Here is a 16,701-nt window from a genome sequence, read left to right as displayed (position 1 = left end):
AAGGTATTAATCCACTTGACCGAACCGCAAGGCGTAAAAAGGTTGTGTTAGACCCAAACCGATAGCCTGCAACATCGGCGCAGGCGGATATACGCAAAGGTGCGTGAAATCTCTAACCCACTTGACCGAACCGCAAGGAATAATTAAAAAAGGTATTAATCCACTTGACCGAACCGCAAGGCGTAAAAAGGTTGTGTTAGACCCAAACCGATAGCCTGCAACATCGGCGCAGGCGGATATACGCAAAGGTGCGTGAAATCTCTAACCCACTTGACCGAACCGCAAGGAATAATTAAAAACCGAACCGCAAGGAATAATTAAAATATGTCTCAAGAAGCCACATCACCTTGTTTAAAACGAACCCATTATTGTGGGGACCTGCGCTTAGCCGATGCAGGGACCACTGTGCAACTCAACGGTTGGGTCAACCGCCGTCGAGACCATGGGGGCGTCATCTTCGTTGATTTACGCGATAGAACAGGCATCACACAAGTTGTTTTTGATCCACAGATTGATGAAAAAGCACACGCCCTCGCAGATAGCATTAGAAGCGAATATGTGCTGAACGTCAGTGGCACCGTTCGCGAACGGGATCCCGGCGAATTGCTCTTCCATGCAGACGCTGCGTACCAAACAGAACTCGCCGATGGCACCCTCTCCGCAGCATTCCGATCCCTGTTTGCCGATGTTGATGCGAAGTACACCCTCGCCGAAGAGATTGAGGTGGCGACCCGCGTCGCTGGCGCGCGGTGGCTACTCACCGATGTCGAAAATAATCGGACATATCACATCGAAAATACGGAAAACGGTCTCAGCATTTACCAAGGCACAGTCAACCCGGAACTCGACACAGGTGAGATTGAACTCGCTGTGGATTCTCTGAATATTCTGAATACCGCCAAAACGCCGCCGTTCCCTGTTGAAGACGACATCGACGTAGCGGAAGACATTCGGATGCGCTACCGATTTATTGATCTACGTCGCCCTGAGATGCAGAAAACTTTAGCAATGCGGCATAAAGCGGCACTCGCAGCGCGCAATTATATGAACGAGCAGGGCTTCCTTGAGATTGAGACTCCCATTTTAATGAACAGCACACCCGAAGGGGCGCGGGACGTACTCGTTCCCAGTCGTCATTACCCCGGCAGGTTCTATGCGCTTCCACAATCACCGCAGCAGTTTAAACAGATTTTAATGATGAGCGGCGTTGATCGATATTTCCAAATAGCACGGTGCTTCCGCGATGAGGATACCCGTTCTGACAGACAGCTGGAATTCACCCAGCTTGATATTGAAATGTCATTCGCCGACGTGGACGATGTGCTTGAGGTGACCGAGGGGTTGATGAAACGTATATTTGAGGGTGCGGGGGGTATTCCCGTCCAAACGCCTTTCCTACGGCTCCCGTATCACGAGTCGATAGCACGGTTCGGGAACGACAAACCCGATACGCGCTTCGGTATGGAGCTTACCGATCTCTCGGATGTCATGGCGGATTGTGAGTTTCAAGTATTCACACGCGCCTTGTCCGCAGGTGGACAGGTCAAAGCCATTGCCGCCCCAGGGGGGGCGGACTTTTCACGCAAAGACATCGACGACCTGACCCAATTCGTCGCCACTTATCGAGCAAAAGGATTGGCATGGGTTAAAGTTACGATCGGTGGGTTTTCGTCTGGTATTGTCAAGTTCTTCACAACAGAGCAACTTGAAACGGCACAGGAGAGAACGGGCGCGAAACCGGGCGACATCATGTTCTTTGTTGCTGACAGACCTAAGGTCGTCGCCGATGCCCTCGGCAACCTCCGCCTCCATCTTGGACGCAAACTAAACCTCATTGACGAAACCCGGTACAATTTCCTGTGGATCGTTGATTATCCCTTGTTTGAATGGAATGAGGATGAGAATCGCTACGAACCCTTCCACCATCTATTCACCGGAGGAACAGAAGAGACTTTACCGTTGTTAGACACGGATCCCGGGAAGGTGCAGAGCCAACACTACGATCTCGTGTGCAACGGATATGAGATCTGTAGCGGAAGCGTGAGAATCCACCAGTGGGATATCCAACAAAAGGTTTTCGATGTCTTGGACATCACGCCGGAAGAGGTCGAAAGCCGATTTGGCTATTTCATAGATGCCTTGGCGTATGGCACACCGCCGCATGCAGGCATTGCACCGGGTTTAGACCGGATTGTCATGTTGATGCGGAACGAGGAGAACATCCGAGAGGTCATCGCTTTCCCGAAATCGCAACAGGGACTTTGTCCGCTCACACACGCGCCGTCCCTTGTAACAGACGCACAACTGGAAGAGCTCTCAATTCGCGTTGACGGAGATGTCTAACATAATTTACAGAGCCAACGAACTGGCAGTTCATAAGGAGATAGCACGATGGCGAAAATAATAGGGACTGCCCCGACACTCGTCTATCCCGAATCAGACGGTGAGCCGATGGCAGAAACGCCGAAACATCAACAGGTGATGATAGATTGTATGGATACCCTCCGAACCCATTTCCGGGGGGTCCCAGATGTGTTTATTGCAGGCAACATGTTCCTGTATTACGAAGAAGGGAATCCCCGGAAGAGTATCTCCCCGGACGTGTTCATGGTTCAGGGTGTCTCTGAAAAAGATATCCGAACCTATAAAACCTGGGAACACCCGTCGACGCTTGATTTTGTGTTAGAGGTTGCGAGTCCGAGCACGATTGAAAACGACCTGACAACAAAAAAGGAGATTTACGCCACGATTCTTCGCGTCAAGGAGTATTACATTTACGATCCATATCATGAGAGTGATCCGTTTTTTATCGGTTTTCGGCTGGTGGGTGAAGTCTATCAAGAAATACCCTTTATAGATGAACGGCTCTCTTCTGGGGTGTTAGGTTTAGAGTTAGGCGAGTATGAGGGATTACTGAGGCTGTATAACCCCGTTACATCCGAGTGGTTGCTCCCGTCTCCAGAACGCGTAGATGCGGCGGAGACCCGCGCTGACGCAGCCGAAACTCGCGCAGCACAAGAATCTATCGCACGTCAAACTCTTGAGGTCGAACTCGCTGCAGCACGTGCAGCCCTGAAACGACTACAAACTTCCGAACAATCCGAATAAGGAGAAAACTATGAACGAAAACGAAAAGAAACCAAAGGTCAGCCTCGGCCTGCTTTACGGGATTATCATTGCGATTATCGCGGGAGCAATCATCGGTGGGTTCGCACCAGGCTTTGCAGTCCACACAACAATACTCGGTGAGATATTCTTAAACTTACTCAAAATGATAGTCGTGCCCCTCGTCGTCTTGTCCATGATAGTCGGGATAACGAATTTAGGCGATATCCGCAACATCGGTTCCATCGGCGGACGGACTGTCCTCTACTACATGGCGACAACCGCTATTTCTGTTCTCATTGGAATAATTCTCGTCAACATCATTTTGCCGGGGAAAGGACTCTCGCAAGGCGAAGAACGTCCCGAGCTAAGTTACACGCTCTCTGGTCCTGAGATGCTCACTGCTGAGCTGAGCGGGGAATTCAATCGGACCTATAACAATAAATATGTCATTACCCTCATCGACCAAGACATCCGGGGTGAAGTCGAATCAATTTCGGGAACGACCGTCACAGTAAAATCGTGGCAACCCTTCAAGGATGCCCGTTATGTCACCACCGACGATGGGGAACGTTTGTTATTCTCTGAGGGGCGGCTCGTCAGGATAGAACCTAACGCTACCGGTAAAGGCATCGACATCAGTTTACCGATCGCCACAAGGATGTCCGACAAAACTGAGCGGACGATGGGCAACACCATCAAAGAGGTGTTTCTCGGTAACGAAGATACCGGCAAAGAGGGGATGATCCCCTCAAACGTCTTCAAAGCGATGGTGCACACCGACATTCTGCCCTTAATCTTTTTCTCACTCCTCATCGGGGCTGCCTTATCTATGCTTGGTGATATTGGCAAACCCGTTGTCTCCGTGATTGCCGGATTAAACGAAGCCGTGATGAAGCTCGTTCACTGGATAATGTATGTCGCACCGGTCGGCATCTTCGGCTTAATCGCGGGCAGAATCGGTGAAGCAAAGGGGTTCGCAGGTTTCTGGCCCGAACTCGTTGCAGTCGGAAAATATAGTGCCACAGTATTGTTAGGGCTCGGTTTACACGCTGTTGTCGTTTTACCCCTACTGCTGTTATTCCTCGGACGTCGGAACCCCGTCAATTACTTCAAGGGCATGGCGACCGCTTTATTGAATGCCTTTTCAACAGCGAGTTCAAGTGCAACCCTGCCACTAACCATGGAAGGGGTCGAGAATCAGAATGGGGTTTCCAGCCGGACCGCCAGTTTCGTCCTCCCCTTAGGCGCCACCATTAATATGGACGGCACTGCACTTTATGAGGCAGTCGCTGTCATGTTCATCGCACAGGTCTATGCGATAAACATGGATCCAGCGCAACAAATTGTTGTTGTCCTTACAGCGACTTTGGCAGCAATCGGCGCAGCAGGGATTCCAGAGGCAGGTCTCGTCACAATGGTTATTGTGCTCAGAGCCGTAGACCTCCCCGTTGAAGGAATAACGCTTATTCTCTCTATTGATTGGCTGCTGGATCGCTTCCGAACCACAATTAACGTTTGGGGGGACAGCATCGGGGCAGGCGTGATTGAAACGTATGAATCCAGAGATTCAACGGATGCCCCCGCAACCGCGTAAATGCCGAATCGTTAAGCACTATCAGAGGAATGGTTGTCAGTTACCAGTTACCCGCGTCAATACCAAACGTCCTCGCCAGAACTCTAACTGTCGGACGATGGATGACTGACAACTGACAACTATCAAAGTATGAATACGCAAAATGAGCCGAATCCACAGCCGCCAGTACTCAGCGTCACAACGATTCTCTCAATTATCAGCGTCGTGCTCGCTGCCGGATGGATAGCCTTTGCCTATTACAAAGGCAGCGCCAACAGCAGCCGAATACTCTTGCTGCATCCAATCGTGCCGATACTGCTGATTGTACTGCTTGTCCGCGTTTACCGTTGGATCGACCTAAAAAGCATCGTCATTCTTGAGATACTGATGATAGCCGTATGGATTTTTATCCGTTTGTTGGGCGTGCTAACCCCTTTCATTTTAGGATTTGGCTTCGCTTATATCTTTAGGTTTCTCTGGAATGCTCTCCCCTTCAAAGCACAATACCAACGTGGGATCGCGACAGTGCTGATTGTGTGCGTCTGCGGTGCACTGCTGTTCTATACCGGAAAACAGGTGAGCAAACAAGCAACCCAAATGGGAAGTGGGTTACTGAAGTTTTATTACGAGACGATCCTACCTTATGTCGTCGGTGAAACATTTGAAGCGGTCGCTATTAGTGTTAACGAAGGCGATGTAGCAGCAACAGACGAGCAGGCGACCCCAACAGAGACGTTCTATCTCGGGACGAATCACGGTGTCTATGAAATTCGACAGGGAGCAGAAAGGGAGCTCGACCGTATTGGGATTACGAATGATAGACTCCTTGGTAAATCGATACAAGCACTCGCAGCAGTTGGAAACGTTATCTATGCCGGTACGCAGAGTGGGTTATATCGGTATTACAAAGCATTGCCCGTCGATAGCACTGAGGCGATTGACGATAACGTAACACGCATCCAGAACCCAAGAATATGGCACAAGGTGCAAGGAACCCCTTTCGATACCCTCTCCATTCAAACTATCAGTGTGCCGAATTGGGATAATACCCAGATTTACGTTGGGACACAAAAAGGACTTTACAGCACTAAGGATTTGGGACAAACATGGCGTGAGGTTGCCCCTAACACTTATGGTGATAGGTCCATCGTCAGTATCGTCTCACTTGTGGATACGAATGGTGATAGGACAATTTATGTCGCCAGTACAACGATAAGTGAGGCCATGCCTGTAGGAGCACGCGTCAGTTCGCTATCTCCTTCTATAACGCCTAAGGCTACAACCGTGCATTGGTATCTGGAGGATTCCTCTCTTGAGTGGAATCCGCTTCCTTCTATAGCACATCCCGTTTATGCGCTTGCAAGTGACGTACCCTTTCCAGTAAAATCGGGATCCGAGATCCAAAGCACAAGCCTGAAAGGTAGTGGAAGGCGACTCGACGCAGAGACGCGTGAAGATCCCAACACACCTCACCGAACCGCAGGGAAAATTAGAAAAATTGAACTTTACGCTGGCACGCCTGATGGTCTCTATGAGTGGCATCGTTTTGGCACATGGCGTAAAACGGAAGGGACCGCTGCAGTCTCGTTGTTAGCATCGGCACCTTCTGGTGTATACATCGGTACTGAAACTGCTATCCTTCACCGGGCGACGACTACTGCCGGATGGCGACCCTTTGCGACATATAAGGAAGGACTGAGTTATACGTATCGGGACGAACCAATTGTCCAGCAAGCGAAAGCATATTTGACTGAGAGAATACCAATGATTGCCCAGACAGGGGGGGAGGCTATCAGAGAGGGATTTCAGTTCGCGGGTTCAATCGCCTTTGGATTTGGTGGGTTTTTAGCCACAGTATCACTCGCATTCATTGTGTTTGTCTATGCAAACCAGTCGTTTGACAATTATTTCCGCAGTTTCATCACGCTGGTCCCTGAGCTCCATCGCGAAACTGCCAAGACCTATCTGCGCGAAATTGATAGAAATTTACAGCAGTTCCTAAAAGGATTAGTCACAGTCATCGCAATTGTGTCGATCGTTTCCTGTATTGCGTACAGCATTATCGGTGTGCCGTTCGCATTGGTTATTGGTGTAATCGCCGGGATCTGTAATGCTATACCGACCTTTGGACCCTTTATCGGTGGCGGTTTCGCATACATAGCGATGCTAATGGGGCTGGCGGCTGGGGATTTCGGCATGATTGATTTCCTCATTCGCAGTGCTTTTCTGTTAGCTGCTATCCTTGGCATTCAGACGCTTGACAACTCATTAATTTCACCTAAAATCATGAGCACCGCCGTTGATGTAGATCCCCTGCTTATTATGTTCGCTGTGATTGTTGGGGCCGCTGTACTCGGATTTTGGGGTGTATTGCTTGCAATTCCTATCATTGTTGTGGTAAAATCGGTTATTGCCGTTTCTCAATCTGTAGCGACAAATGGACGCTTGGAAGTTAACGCAGCCGACGATACTACGGAAAATCCGTAACAGAGTGAGGGTGGGATATACGGAAAGGCACGCTAAGCTTGAAACGTACCTCACCGAACCGCAAGGAACGTTAAACATTTTGTGTTGTCTAAGATCGCATAGTCCGTAACGTAGTGGAGGACGGGTATACGGAAAGGCACGCTAAGCTTGAAACGTACCTCACCGAACCGCAAGGAAAATTAAAAACATGGAAACCGTACGCCCCATTGTAGCGATCGTCGGCAGACCGAACGTCGGGAAATCATCGCTTTTCAATCGAATCACTGCAAATAGCCGTCGGCAGCAGAGAGGTTCTCAAACAGTGGGTGTCGATTCTCGGTTAAAAAATGAGCCTGTTGAACCAGAGGCCTCTTTAACGGATGACCGAAAACAGGGAACTGAAAATCGTTCCTCACGTAGATACGCTGTCGTTCATGACACTCCCGGTGTGACGCGCGACAGAAACTACGCTGATGTGCAATGGGTAGACCGCGCTTTTACCATCGTTGACACCGGCGGTTTGGATATTGATCCTGATGACCGACTCATCGATAATGTTCAAGCGCAGGTGGATACTGCCTTAGCTGAAGCGAGCCTTGTCCTTTTCGTCGTTGACGCACGGACCGGTATCATGCCCCATGACAGGGTTATCGTTGATAAACTCAGAGCCGCTGATAAACCTATCTCCCTCGTGGTCAATAAGGTAGATAGCGACCGATTTCACAATGAAGCCGCCGAATTTTACGCACTCGGATTGTCAGAGCCGATGTGGACATCATGTGTCCAAAACGATGGGATTCGGGAACTCCTCGACCACATCGTTGAAGCCCTTCCTGAGGCCGACGAAATCGTCCATGACGCGCCTGCCACAATGAAAATCGCCATTGTGGGTAGACCGAATGTCGGGAAGTCCTCGTTTATCAATAGCTTGTTAGGGGAGGAGCGGATGATTGTTGATGACCGACCCGGCACCACGCGCGATGCTGTGAATATCCGACTCGTTCACGACAATATCCCGTTTGAGGTGGTTGATACAGCGGGAATGCGGCGTAAATCCACTATCAAGGATGAACTTGAATCCGCAACCGTCCAACGTGCCATACACAGCATTCGCCAGAGCGACATCGCTGTTCTTGTGCTCGATGTAACCCAAGAAGTCGCACAACAGGATAAGACTATCGCTAATTTCATCGAACGACAAGGGAAGGCCTCCGTTTTAGTCATGAACAAGTGGGACCTGATTGATAAAGATGACACAACACATCCAGCGTTTATGGATGCCATAGATGTTCAACTTCCGCAACTCAGTTATGTGCCACGCGTCTTTATTTCGGCACTCACTGGACAACGTGTTACCCAAGTATTAACGACTGCACTTGAGGTCTACCGTGAGTATTGTACACACATCCCTACACCCGCACTCAACGAATTGCTTTTAGAGTGGCGAAATGCACATCCACCGCCGCGGGTTAAAGGGGTCCGACCCGCACTCAAATATATCACGCAGGTAGGAACCAAACCGCCCACTTTTTTAATCTTCGGACGGAATGTCCATCGCGTCCAGCAGCCATATCAAGCCTACCTTATCAACAGTCTTCGGGAGGAATTCGGATTTTACGGCACACCGATACGGATTTTTTATCGCAGATCATGAATAGTTATCAGTTAATAGTTAACAATTATCAGTTACAAGAGGCTGCTCTTAAACGAAAACCTCTTAACTGACGACTGACGACTGAAAGCCTGCGCAGCAGGCGTACTGAAAACTATAAAAGGAGGAATGCTTTGTCAAAATTTAAAGTCTTTATTACGCGTCCTGTTCGGGAAGAGATACTCACGAAGATCGCAGAAGAATGCGAGGTCGATATGTGGCACACGAGTGCCATTTTGCCGCCCATCGCTGAAAGAATTCCGCCACTTGATGGATTGATGACGTATGGGCATGAGCCTGTCTCTCCAGAAATGATTGCGACAGCACCGAATCTCAAATCTATCTCTGTCGTCGGAGTCGGGTATGACCACGTCCATGTTGAAGCGTGTAGAGAACGAGGGATCGCGGTTGGACATACACCAGGGGTTCTCAGTGATACCACCGCCGATATGACCATGGCACTCCTGCTCGCTGCCGCTCGGAATATTGTTCCTGCTCATAACCACGTCCAAGTTGATAAGCAGTGGCATTACTATGACCCAAACATCCTCTGGGGAACCGATGTACATCATTCTACTTTAGGGATTGTCGGAATGGGACGAATCGGGCATGCCGTTGCCAAACGTGCCAGAGCTTTTGACATGCGTGTCCTCTACTACAAACGTGAACGCCGCCCAGACTGGGAACAGGAACTCGGCGTAGAATACGTGACACTTGAAAATCTATTAGAAGCCTCTGACTTCGTGACACTTCACGTCCCGTTGACCGAGGAAACAACACACCTTATCGGCGAAGCTGAACTCGCTTTAATGAAAAAGACAGCTATTTTGGTTAATATCGCGAGAGGCCCTGTCGTTGATCACTACGCTTTATATGAGGCACTCAAGCAGGGACAGATCGCAGGGGCTGCCGTCGATGTAACCGAGCCGGAACCAATTGAGACCGACCATCCGCTTCTCGACTTGGACAATGTTATCATTGCCCCACATCTTGGGAGTGCCACTATCCAGACTCGGATGAAGATGATGACAATGGCGATGGAGAATTTACTTGCCGGTTTAAAGGGAGAGCAATTGCCTTATGGTGTGCTTCAGCCAAACTTTCCCCAGTAGGAGGGATCTCCAAATCCCGACACCACTTGCCTATATTCACTTAACTAAGACAAGGAGGGAAAATGATGCTTGAAAAGTTATTTGCGATAAAAGAAAACGGCACTTCGTTAAGACGCGAATTCGTTGCAGGGCTCACGAATTTTATGACAATTTCATATATAATTTTCGTGCAACCCGCAATGCTTTCGTTGTCGGGTATGGATTATGGTGCCGTTATGGTCGCGACCTGCCTATCCAGTGCACTCGCAACGTTCTTCATGGCGTTTCTAACGAACTATCCCGTTGTATTGGCACCCGGTATGGGACTTAACGCCTATTTCGTTTTTGACCTTTGCAGGGGTTCAGGCATCCCCTGGCAGGAGGCATTAGGGATTGTTTTCATCGCAGGTATGCTATTCTTCATCCTCTCATTTGTGGGGATCCGTGAAGCCATCATGAATGCCCTGCCACACTCACTCCAAAATGCCATTGCTATCGGGATCGGTTTGTTCATTGCCTTCATCGGACTCCAGATGAGTGGAATTATCACAAAAGATCCCGCCACGTTTATAACCCGGGGTGCCCTCGACGCCGCGCCCGTCCTACTCTCACTCTTCGGTATTGCTGTAACGCTCACCCTCATTGCACGCAAGGTGCGTGGCGCGATCCTGATCGGTATCCTTATTTCAACTATCGCCAACCTCATTTTCGGAGTTGCATCGTTTGATGGAATCGCCGCAGCACCGCCGTCTATCGCACCAACGTTCTTCAAACTACAGCTGCCTAATATCTTCGCTAAACTGGAACTCATTCCCATTATCTTTGTGTTCTTCGCGATTGACATGTTTGATAGTATCGGGACGCTCACGGCTATCGGCTATCGGGCAGAACTCCTCCAAGAGGGAAAACTCACAAAAGCCAGAGGGGCACTTTTGACAGATGCAGGAAGTACTGTTGGCGGTTCCTTACTCGGTACCTCAACAGTGACGTGTTACATCGAAAGCGCGACAGGGATTACTGAAGGCGGACGGACAGGTCTCACCGCTGCCGTTACAGGGGTTTGCATGTTACTCTCTCTCTTTTTATATCCGCTTGTTAAGATTGTGGGAGGTGGGTTTCAGATCGGGCCCTCTGCGTTCCTTTATCCGATTATTGCTCCCGCTCTCATCGTTGTCGGTGGGTTGATGCTCAGGAACGTCAATCAAATTGACTGGGAAGACATCACGGAATCCATCCCCGCGTTCCTTACGATGCTAATGATGCCGCTCTCCTTCAGTATTACAGACGGCATCGGCTTCGGATTGATCTCATTGGCGTTTTTGAAACTGGTGACGGGACGCAGGAAAGAGATTCATCCCGTCATTTACTACTTCGCACTCTTCTTCATCGCCTGCTACATCGGTGATCTGTAGGAGCGATGTGTAATTACTTTTCTCTACCGGCGGGGTTCTAACCCCGCCGACTGCTCTTACCCTCGCCAATTAAGATTGATGCTGGTGTAGCCGTGTGTGTATCGGTGAAAGTGAGACGGTAGATCCGCTAAAAATTGCCTGCCTTCTTCTGGGATCTCCCACGGGATATCGATGTGGTGGTCCCGTCTCCGAAAACCGACCCCACACGACAACCGAACTTCATTAATCTGGTTCGGGAACGCACCGTGATACGTCCGATGCGCAAACACAATCATGTCTCCCGGATTCGTAAAAAGTGGCACTAAGCCCGGAATATCAAAACTTGCATAAGGCTTTTCTTCTTCGCCTTCCTTATAGAAGGAGCGTTTATCCGCTGTCAGTTTGAAGCCTTCGGGACCCTCCCAGTTCTCTACGTGGGACCCCTCAATGACGCACAACCCGCCGTGTTCCGGACGAGAACCCGTCAGATAGAACCATTTACCCGAGGGCCAAAGTCCACGATTCAACACATCACCGGAATTTTTAGGGGCATCCGTTGAAAACCCACACCAGTCCGTATGCCATGTAACGGGTTGGGATCCAGGCATCCGGATGATAGCGGCAGATCGGTGGAGGGTCAATTCCTTGGCACCAATCAGGTGCCGATGGATTTTTATAAACGGATCGTATCCCAGCAGCTGCCAAGCCCCCGGTCCAGACTCAATCCACGCGTGTCGGGTGCTACTCTGTCCATGCTCTAATTCCCTTTTCGGATCTGTCCCATCAAAGACCGCCTGCTTTAAACTGTCGACCAGATCAGGAGGCAGAACATCTTTGATAATCGCGAAGCCGTGTGCCTCAAGACATTCAGACACGAGGGAAAGTTGATCCGTTTCAAACTCGTAAGTGTAATCAAGTTCAGGTTTCTGAATTTCTAAATATTCCTTCATTTCTTTTCCTCCGTCTAAAGCGGGGCTGTTGTTTATGCTGTAAATACCGAGCGTTGTCGGCATTCTAATAGATATTCGCTGTTTCGTCAATCCCAATTTTTGTGCTGGATGGACATTTCATTTCTAAATGACCCCACAGAAAAAAGATGAGATTTTTTTGACAATAATGTGGCATTGTGCTACAATAGAATTGAAAATTTGAAGAGAAAGTCGGGAGCGCATGAAAACCAAAAATAACATTACACTAACGGTTGGACAAATCGCCGCGGGAAGCGTCATTGGGTTGGCAGGTGGGTGGATGTGTCTGCTGATATTTGAGAATCTTATCTGGCAGTCCCTACTTGGGGACCGAGTCAATCACGGTTTCTGGGTAGGCTTATTTCTCCTCATTTCGCTGAGCGTCACATACGGAATTGTGATTATAGGAGCAAGCACAGGGATCCGCTTTGTGAGTCGAAAATTTGGCACTGATATTCCACTAAAACCGCTCTGTTCAGGGGCATTTTTGGGACCACCTGCTGTCGTCGGTTTGCTAGCACTGCTGAACGTTCCATGGGAGATATTTGGCAGACCGAATCTGATCTTGGCGTTGCTCCTACCCATTCTTAAAACGCTGGCGTATATTATCTCGTTACCCATGCGTGGGTGGGTACACCTCGGTTTACCAGTCGAAATCTGGTACATTCTTGCTGTTCCTATCGGGGCAATATTGGGATATAGATTAACATCCGTAGAAAAAACGCAAATAACTGCAGAACAGGCTTAAATTCAGGAGAGGCTTCTTTGATGAACTGTTGCGAAAATCGATCGCTGATTCTTGTGATTTACACTGATGACATCTCTGATCATCAGAGTCCATCGGTTAAATCAGGGGTCCGCGCTGGAGGTTTCACCCGTCAACATGCAATACGATGATAAACCAAAGGACGAATGCGGTGTATTCGGCGTTTTCGGCCATCCAAAAGCAGTAGAATTGACGTATTTAGGGTTGCGCGCCCTTCAGCATCGAGGTCAAGAAAGTAGCGGTATTGTCGCATCAGACGGCGAGAAGTTCACCTACCATCACGGTATGGGACTCGTTCATTCGGTGTTCACCACTGAAGCTTTAGCCGGATTGAAAGGGCATATCGCTATCGGACATAACCGATATTCAACCGCTGGGGAAAGCACGCTTGAAAACGCGCAGCCTTTGGTCCGAAACTATAAGCAAGGTCCCCTCGCCCTCGGCCACAATGGCAATCTCGTCAATGCGATGCAAATTCGGAATCATTTAGAGAATGCCGGTTCCATCTTTAGCACCAGTTTGGATACTGAAGTCATTTTTCACTTGATAGCCCATTCGCGGAAGCAGGCGTTGGAATATAGAATTATTGATGCCCTGCGAAGTATTGAGGGCGCGTATTCGTTCGTATGCATGGATAAAAACACGCTCATAGGCGCACGCGATTCCCACGGATTTCGACCGCTCTGGCTCGGTAAACTCGGTGATGCTTATGTGTTAGCCTCCGAGACGTGTGCTTTTGATGTGATTGAAGCCAAACCAATACGTGAGGTGGAGCCGGGCGAGTTAGTATTCACACGCTCCACGTATCGCGGTGTAGAGTCACTCCGTTTTCATAAGAAAGAATCACAACTATCGCAATGCATCTTTGAATATATCTATTTGGCACGACCCGATAGCATGATGTTCGGACAGAGCGTCAACAACAGGCGCCGCGAATTCGGTAGACAACTCGCCCGCGAACATCCCGTCAAAGCAGATGTTGTTATTCCTGTGCCTGACTCTGCAACGATTGCTGCCCTCGGATACGCCGAGGAATCTGGCATTTCCTTCGATTTAGGGTTGTCTCGGAACCCCTTTGTCGGACGTTCCTTCATGAACCCGGCGCAGGATATCCGAGAACTAATGGTGAAGGTGAAATTGAATCCGGTGCGCGATGTGCTGCACGGCAAACGGGTCGTCTTGGTAGACGACTCAATCATGCGGGGAACGAACAGCAGAAAACTCATCAAAATGGTTCGCCAAGGCGGGGCAACAGCCGTCCATCTCCGCATTGCATCCCCTCCAAATAAATTCGCATGCTTCTATGGTGTAGATACACCGACACGTGGCGAGTTAATCGCAAGTTCACATACAATTGACGAAATCCGTAAATACATCCGTGCTGACAGTCTGGGGTATCTGAGTATTGACGGAATGCTCCAATCCGTGGAAACACCCCAGAATTTTTGTACCACCTGTTTTGATGGAAAATATCCCATTCCGTTTGTCGAAGAATCCTCACAACAACTCCCCTTAATCGTAGATTAAACCCAGTCTTCACATGGATTTGGAAGCGCGCCTTGCGAGGGAAATTTTATGCAGTATAGACAACGTGGCAAACAGAAAAAACCGAATCCGATAGGGACAGCGCAAGGGCGGCACACGCTCATCTCCCTGCTCGGTTGTGCCATCCTTGGTATGGTTCTGAGTAGGGTTCTCCCGTTTCTGATACAGAAACTGCGACCGAATATGACAGCAGCAGAGGCGGAAGAGATCGGTGTTCTCATAGCCTTGGGCATTAGCGGGATCGTGTTAGTCGTGAGTCTTCTAAGACCGAAGAAAGAAGCTTCACCTCTTCGTAAACAATTATTAAAGGAACAAGAAAAATCAGATGGCAGCTAAGAAGCCTTTGACATACGCCGATGCTGGCGTTTCGTTTGAAGCAGAATCCGAGGCTATATCCCGGCTTAAAAGCCTGGTCCAAACTACCTATCGACCTGAAGTACTCAGTGATGTCGGGAGTTTCGGCGGGCTTTTTGCACTTAAAACCTATCAAGAACCCGTTCTCGTTTCCAGTACAGATAGCGTTGGCACAAAACTAAAGGTCGCCTTTAAAGTCGGACGGCACGACACCGTCGGTTTCGATATTGTGGCACATTGCGGCAACGATATCGTCGTGCAGGGAGCAGAACCGCTCTTCTTTTTAGATTATATCGGCATTAGCAAAGTGGCACCAGCCGTGATTGAAGAGATCATAGCCGGTCTCGCATTGGGATGCAGAGAGATTGGGTGCGCATTAATCGGGGGCGAAATCGCAGAGTTGTCAGATATTTATACACCCGGTGAATACGATCTGGTGGGGACGATTGTCGGTGCGGTTGAAAAGGCAGACGTGATTACCGGACAGAGGATTACACCCGGAGATCAACTCATCGGTTTAGGATCCGCGGGTTTACATACAAACGGCTTTACACTCGCTCGGCGTATCCTGTTCGATAGATGCGATTACGGTGTAGACACCTATTTTTCTGAACTCTCTGCCACGGTCGGGGAAGCACTCCTTGCTTGCCACAAAAGTTACGTCAGATCCATTTTGTCACTTCGTAAGGGATGCGATATTAAAGGGATTGCCCATATCACCGGAGGCGGTTTACCAGCAAATATAGAGCGGATTTTACCAGACGGATGTATTGCCTACATTCGGAACGGGACATGGGAAATTCCGCCCATTTTCCCGTTTCTCCAAGAGAAAGGGGACGTTGAAGAACCGGAAATGTACAGGGTTTTCAATATGGGAATCGGGATGGTAGTGATCGTTGCTCCCGATGCCGTTGAGGCTGCGCTGGAATCTCTCAACGCTTCTGGAGAATCTACTTACCGAATTGGTGAAGTAATCGCGGGGAAGAAGGGGGTTCAAGGTGTCCCTTCCTAACACGGATGCACAGACCACATCCACCTTTTTGGATGAGGCAGCTCTGCAAGAACTTACCGACCTCCTTGACGAAACGCATCCACAAGTGGCTTTGGCAGCATTCCAAGATGTGGACGATACGGACGCGGCTGTGTTTTTTGTGATGTGTACACACCTAAAAACTGAATCCGCAGGAAATGCTCTTGCCACACATGCCGGAAAAATTTTCGCGCAGCTCCCTTTTGACAAGCAGGTGAGTATTGCCGAGAAGGTAACGCAGACAGAGACGGTGGCCTCTGAAAACGCCAGGCAAATTTGGAATGAACAGATTGAGAGGATTAAGGCGGCAATCCAAGAAACCACCTTCTTGGGGGAAGGGACCACGAACCTCGCAAAATTGTTATCGTATCTGGACGTAACAGAACAGAATGCGTTACTGGAAGCATTGGGCGAAAAGCAACCTAAAGTGGTGGAGAGCGTCTCTGAGCAGCTGTTTACGTTTGAAGATTTGGGGAATTTGGAGAATGAAGCAATCAGAACTATTTTACAAGTATTGGACAAACCCACTTTAGCCCTTGCCCTACACAATGCCCCAACTGCTATACATGACCGATTCTTTGAAAATATGTCAGCATCACAAGCAGACACCATTGCAGCGGCAACGGCGCAACTCACATTTGAGCAGACGCAGATAGCCGATACAGCACGCCATTCTGTGGTCAACTTAGTGCGTAACTTCGCAGCAAAAGGTCTGCTAAAAATCAGTTTTTAATTTACGGACTTCTCGGTGCCGCCCC

Annotated in this window: 13 protein-coding genes; 12 read left to right on the top strand and 1 reads right to left on the bottom strand. The window is 49.2% G+C overall.

The window, feature by feature from the left end:
• Positions 1-324 precede the first annotated feature (324 nt).
• The 7 genes from aspS to F4X88_04575 all read left to right on the top strand — a co-directional run bounded on the left by aspS (position 325) and on the right by F4X88_04575 (position 11,301).
• Complete coding sequence (gene aspS / locus F4X88_04605) at positions 325-2,343, top strand: aspartate--tRNA ligase (protein MYA55557.1); 2,019 nt, start codon at positions 325-327, stop codon at positions 2,341-2,343.
• Between the two features lie 48 nt (positions 2,344-2,391).
• Complete coding sequence (locus F4X88_04600; GenBank protein MYA55556.1) at positions 2,392-3,108, top strand: Uma2 family endonuclease; 717 nt, start codon at positions 2,392-2,394, stop codon at positions 3,106-3,108.
• Positions 3,109-3,118: 10 nt separating this feature from the next.
• Positions 3,119-4,702 carry a dicarboxylate/amino acid:cation symporter gene (locus F4X88_04595; GenBank protein MYA55555.1) on the top strand — a complete coding sequence of 528 codons (1,584 nt, stop codon included), beginning with the start codon at positions 3,119-3,121 and terminating at the stop codon, positions 4,700-4,702.
• Between the two features lie 129 nt (positions 4,703-4,831).
• Positions 4,832-7,168, top strand: coding sequence for an AI-2E family transporter (locus F4X88_04590; protein ID MYA55554.1), 2,337 nt, complete (start codon positions 4,832-4,834; stop codon positions 7,166-7,168).
• Between the two features lie 187 nt (positions 7,169-7,355).
• Complete coding sequence (gene der, locus F4X88_04585) at positions 7,356-8,801, top strand: ribosome biogenesis GTPase Der (GenBank protein ID MYA55553.1); 1,446 nt, start codon at positions 7,356-7,358, stop codon at positions 8,799-8,801.
• Between the two features lie 131 nt (positions 8,802-8,932).
• Positions 8,933-9,910: a D-glycerate dehydrogenase gene (locus F4X88_04580; GenBank protein ID MYA55552.1), complete on the top strand. Its 978-nt coding sequence runs from the start codon at positions 8,933-8,935 to the stop codon at positions 9,908-9,910.
• Positions 9,911-9,975: 65 nt separating this feature from the next.
• Positions 9,976-11,301, top strand: a complete 1,326-nt coding sequence (locus F4X88_04575; GenBank protein ID MYA55551.1) for an NCS2 family permease — start codon at positions 9,976-9,978, stop codon at positions 11,299-11,301.
• Between the two features lie 56 nt (positions 11,302-11,357).
• Here F4X88_04575 and F4X88_04570 read toward each other — a convergent pair whose 3' ends face one another.
• Positions 11,358-12,293, bottom strand: a complete 936-nt coding sequence (locus tag F4X88_04570) for a phytanoyl-CoA dioxygenase family protein (GenBank protein MYA55550.1) — start codon at positions 12,291-12,293, stop codon at positions 11,358-11,360.
• A gap of 157 nt (positions 12,294-12,450) precedes the next feature.
• Here F4X88_04570 and F4X88_04565 point away from each other — a divergent pair, with 157 nt between their 5' ends.
• The 5 genes from F4X88_04565 (at position 12,451) to F4X88_04545 (ending at position 16,676) form a co-directional block, all read left to right on the top strand.
• Positions 12,451-12,996, top strand: a complete 546-nt coding sequence (locus F4X88_04565) for a hypothetical protein (protein ID MYA55549.1) — start codon at positions 12,451-12,453, stop codon at positions 12,994-12,996.
• 135 nt (positions 12,997-13,131) lie between these two features.
• On the top strand, positions 13,132-14,541 hold the full coding sequence (locus F4X88_04560) for an amidophosphoribosyltransferase (GenBank protein MYA55548.1): 1,410 nt from the start codon (positions 13,132-13,134) through the stop codon (positions 14,539-14,541).
• Between the two features lie 48 nt (positions 14,542-14,589).
• Positions 14,590-14,895, top strand: coding sequence for a hypothetical protein (locus F4X88_04555; GenBank protein MYA55547.1), 306 nt, complete (start codon positions 14,590-14,592; stop codon positions 14,893-14,895).
• Positions 14,885-15,925: a phosphoribosylformylglycinamidine cyclo-ligase gene (locus F4X88_04550; protein ID MYA55546.1), complete on the top strand. Its 1,041-nt coding sequence runs from the start codon at positions 14,885-14,887 to the stop codon at positions 15,923-15,925. The genes F4X88_04555 and F4X88_04550 overlap by 11 nt, the downstream gene beginning before the upstream one ends.
• The gene (locus F4X88_04545; protein ID MYA55545.1) at positions 15,912-16,676 is read left to right on the top strand and encodes a hypothetical protein; all 765 of its coding nucleotides are present in this window, start codon (positions 15,912-15,914) and stop codon (positions 16,674-16,676) included. Before F4X88_04550 ends, F4X88_04545 begins: the two co-directional genes overlap by 14 nt.
• Positions 16,677-16,701 lie beyond the last annotated feature (25 nt).

It is taken from the genome of Candidatus Poribacteria bacterium (assembly GCA_009839745.1).
Classification (GTDB): Bacteria; Poribacteria; WGA-4E; order WGA-4E; family WGA-3G; genus WGA-3G.
The sequence above is the reverse complement of the archived record's forward strand: the minus strand, read 5'-3'. Positions and strand labels throughout refer to the sequence as shown.

Excerpts from the sequence above, each read along its gene's own strand:
- aspS (MYA55557.1), top strand. The coding sequence starts at position 325 with ATGTCTCAAGAAGCCACATCACCTTGTTTAAAACGAACCCATTATTGT.
- F4X88_04600 (MYA55556.1), top strand. The coding sequence starts at position 2,392 with ATGGCGAAAATAATAGGGACTGCCCCGACACTCGTCTATCCCGAATCA.
- F4X88_04595 (MYA55555.1), top strand. The coding sequence starts at position 3,119 with ATGAACGAAAACGAAAAGAAACCAAAGGTCAGCCTCGGCCTGCTTTAC.
- F4X88_04590 (MYA55554.1), top strand. The coding sequence starts at position 4,832 with ATGAATACGCAAAATGAGCCGAATCCACAGCCGCCAGTACTCAGCGTC.
- der (MYA55553.1), top strand. The coding sequence starts at position 7,356 with ATGGAAACCGTACGCCCCATTGTAGCGATCGTCGGCAGACCGAACGTC.
- F4X88_04575 (MYA55551.1), top strand. The coding sequence starts at position 9,976 with ATGCTTGAAAAGTTATTTGCGATAAAAGAAAACGGCACTTCGTTAAGA.
- F4X88_04570 (MYA55550.1), bottom strand. The coding sequence starts at position 12,293 with ATGCCGACAACGCTCGGTATTTACAGCATAAACAACAGCCCCGCTTTA.
- F4X88_04565 (MYA55549.1), top strand. The coding sequence starts at position 12,451 with ATGAAAACCAAAAATAACATTACACTAACGGTTGGACAAATCGCCGCG.
- F4X88_04560 (MYA55548.1), top strand. The coding sequence starts at position 13,132 with ATGCAATACGATGATAAACCAAAGGACGAATGCGGTGTATTCGGCGTT.
- F4X88_04555 (MYA55547.1), top strand. The coding sequence starts at position 14,590 with ATGCAGTATAGACAACGTGGCAAACAGAAAAAACCGAATCCGATAGGG.
- F4X88_04550 (MYA55546.1), top strand. The coding sequence starts at position 14,885 with ATGGCAGCTAAGAAGCCTTTGACATACGCCGATGCTGGCGTTTCGTTT.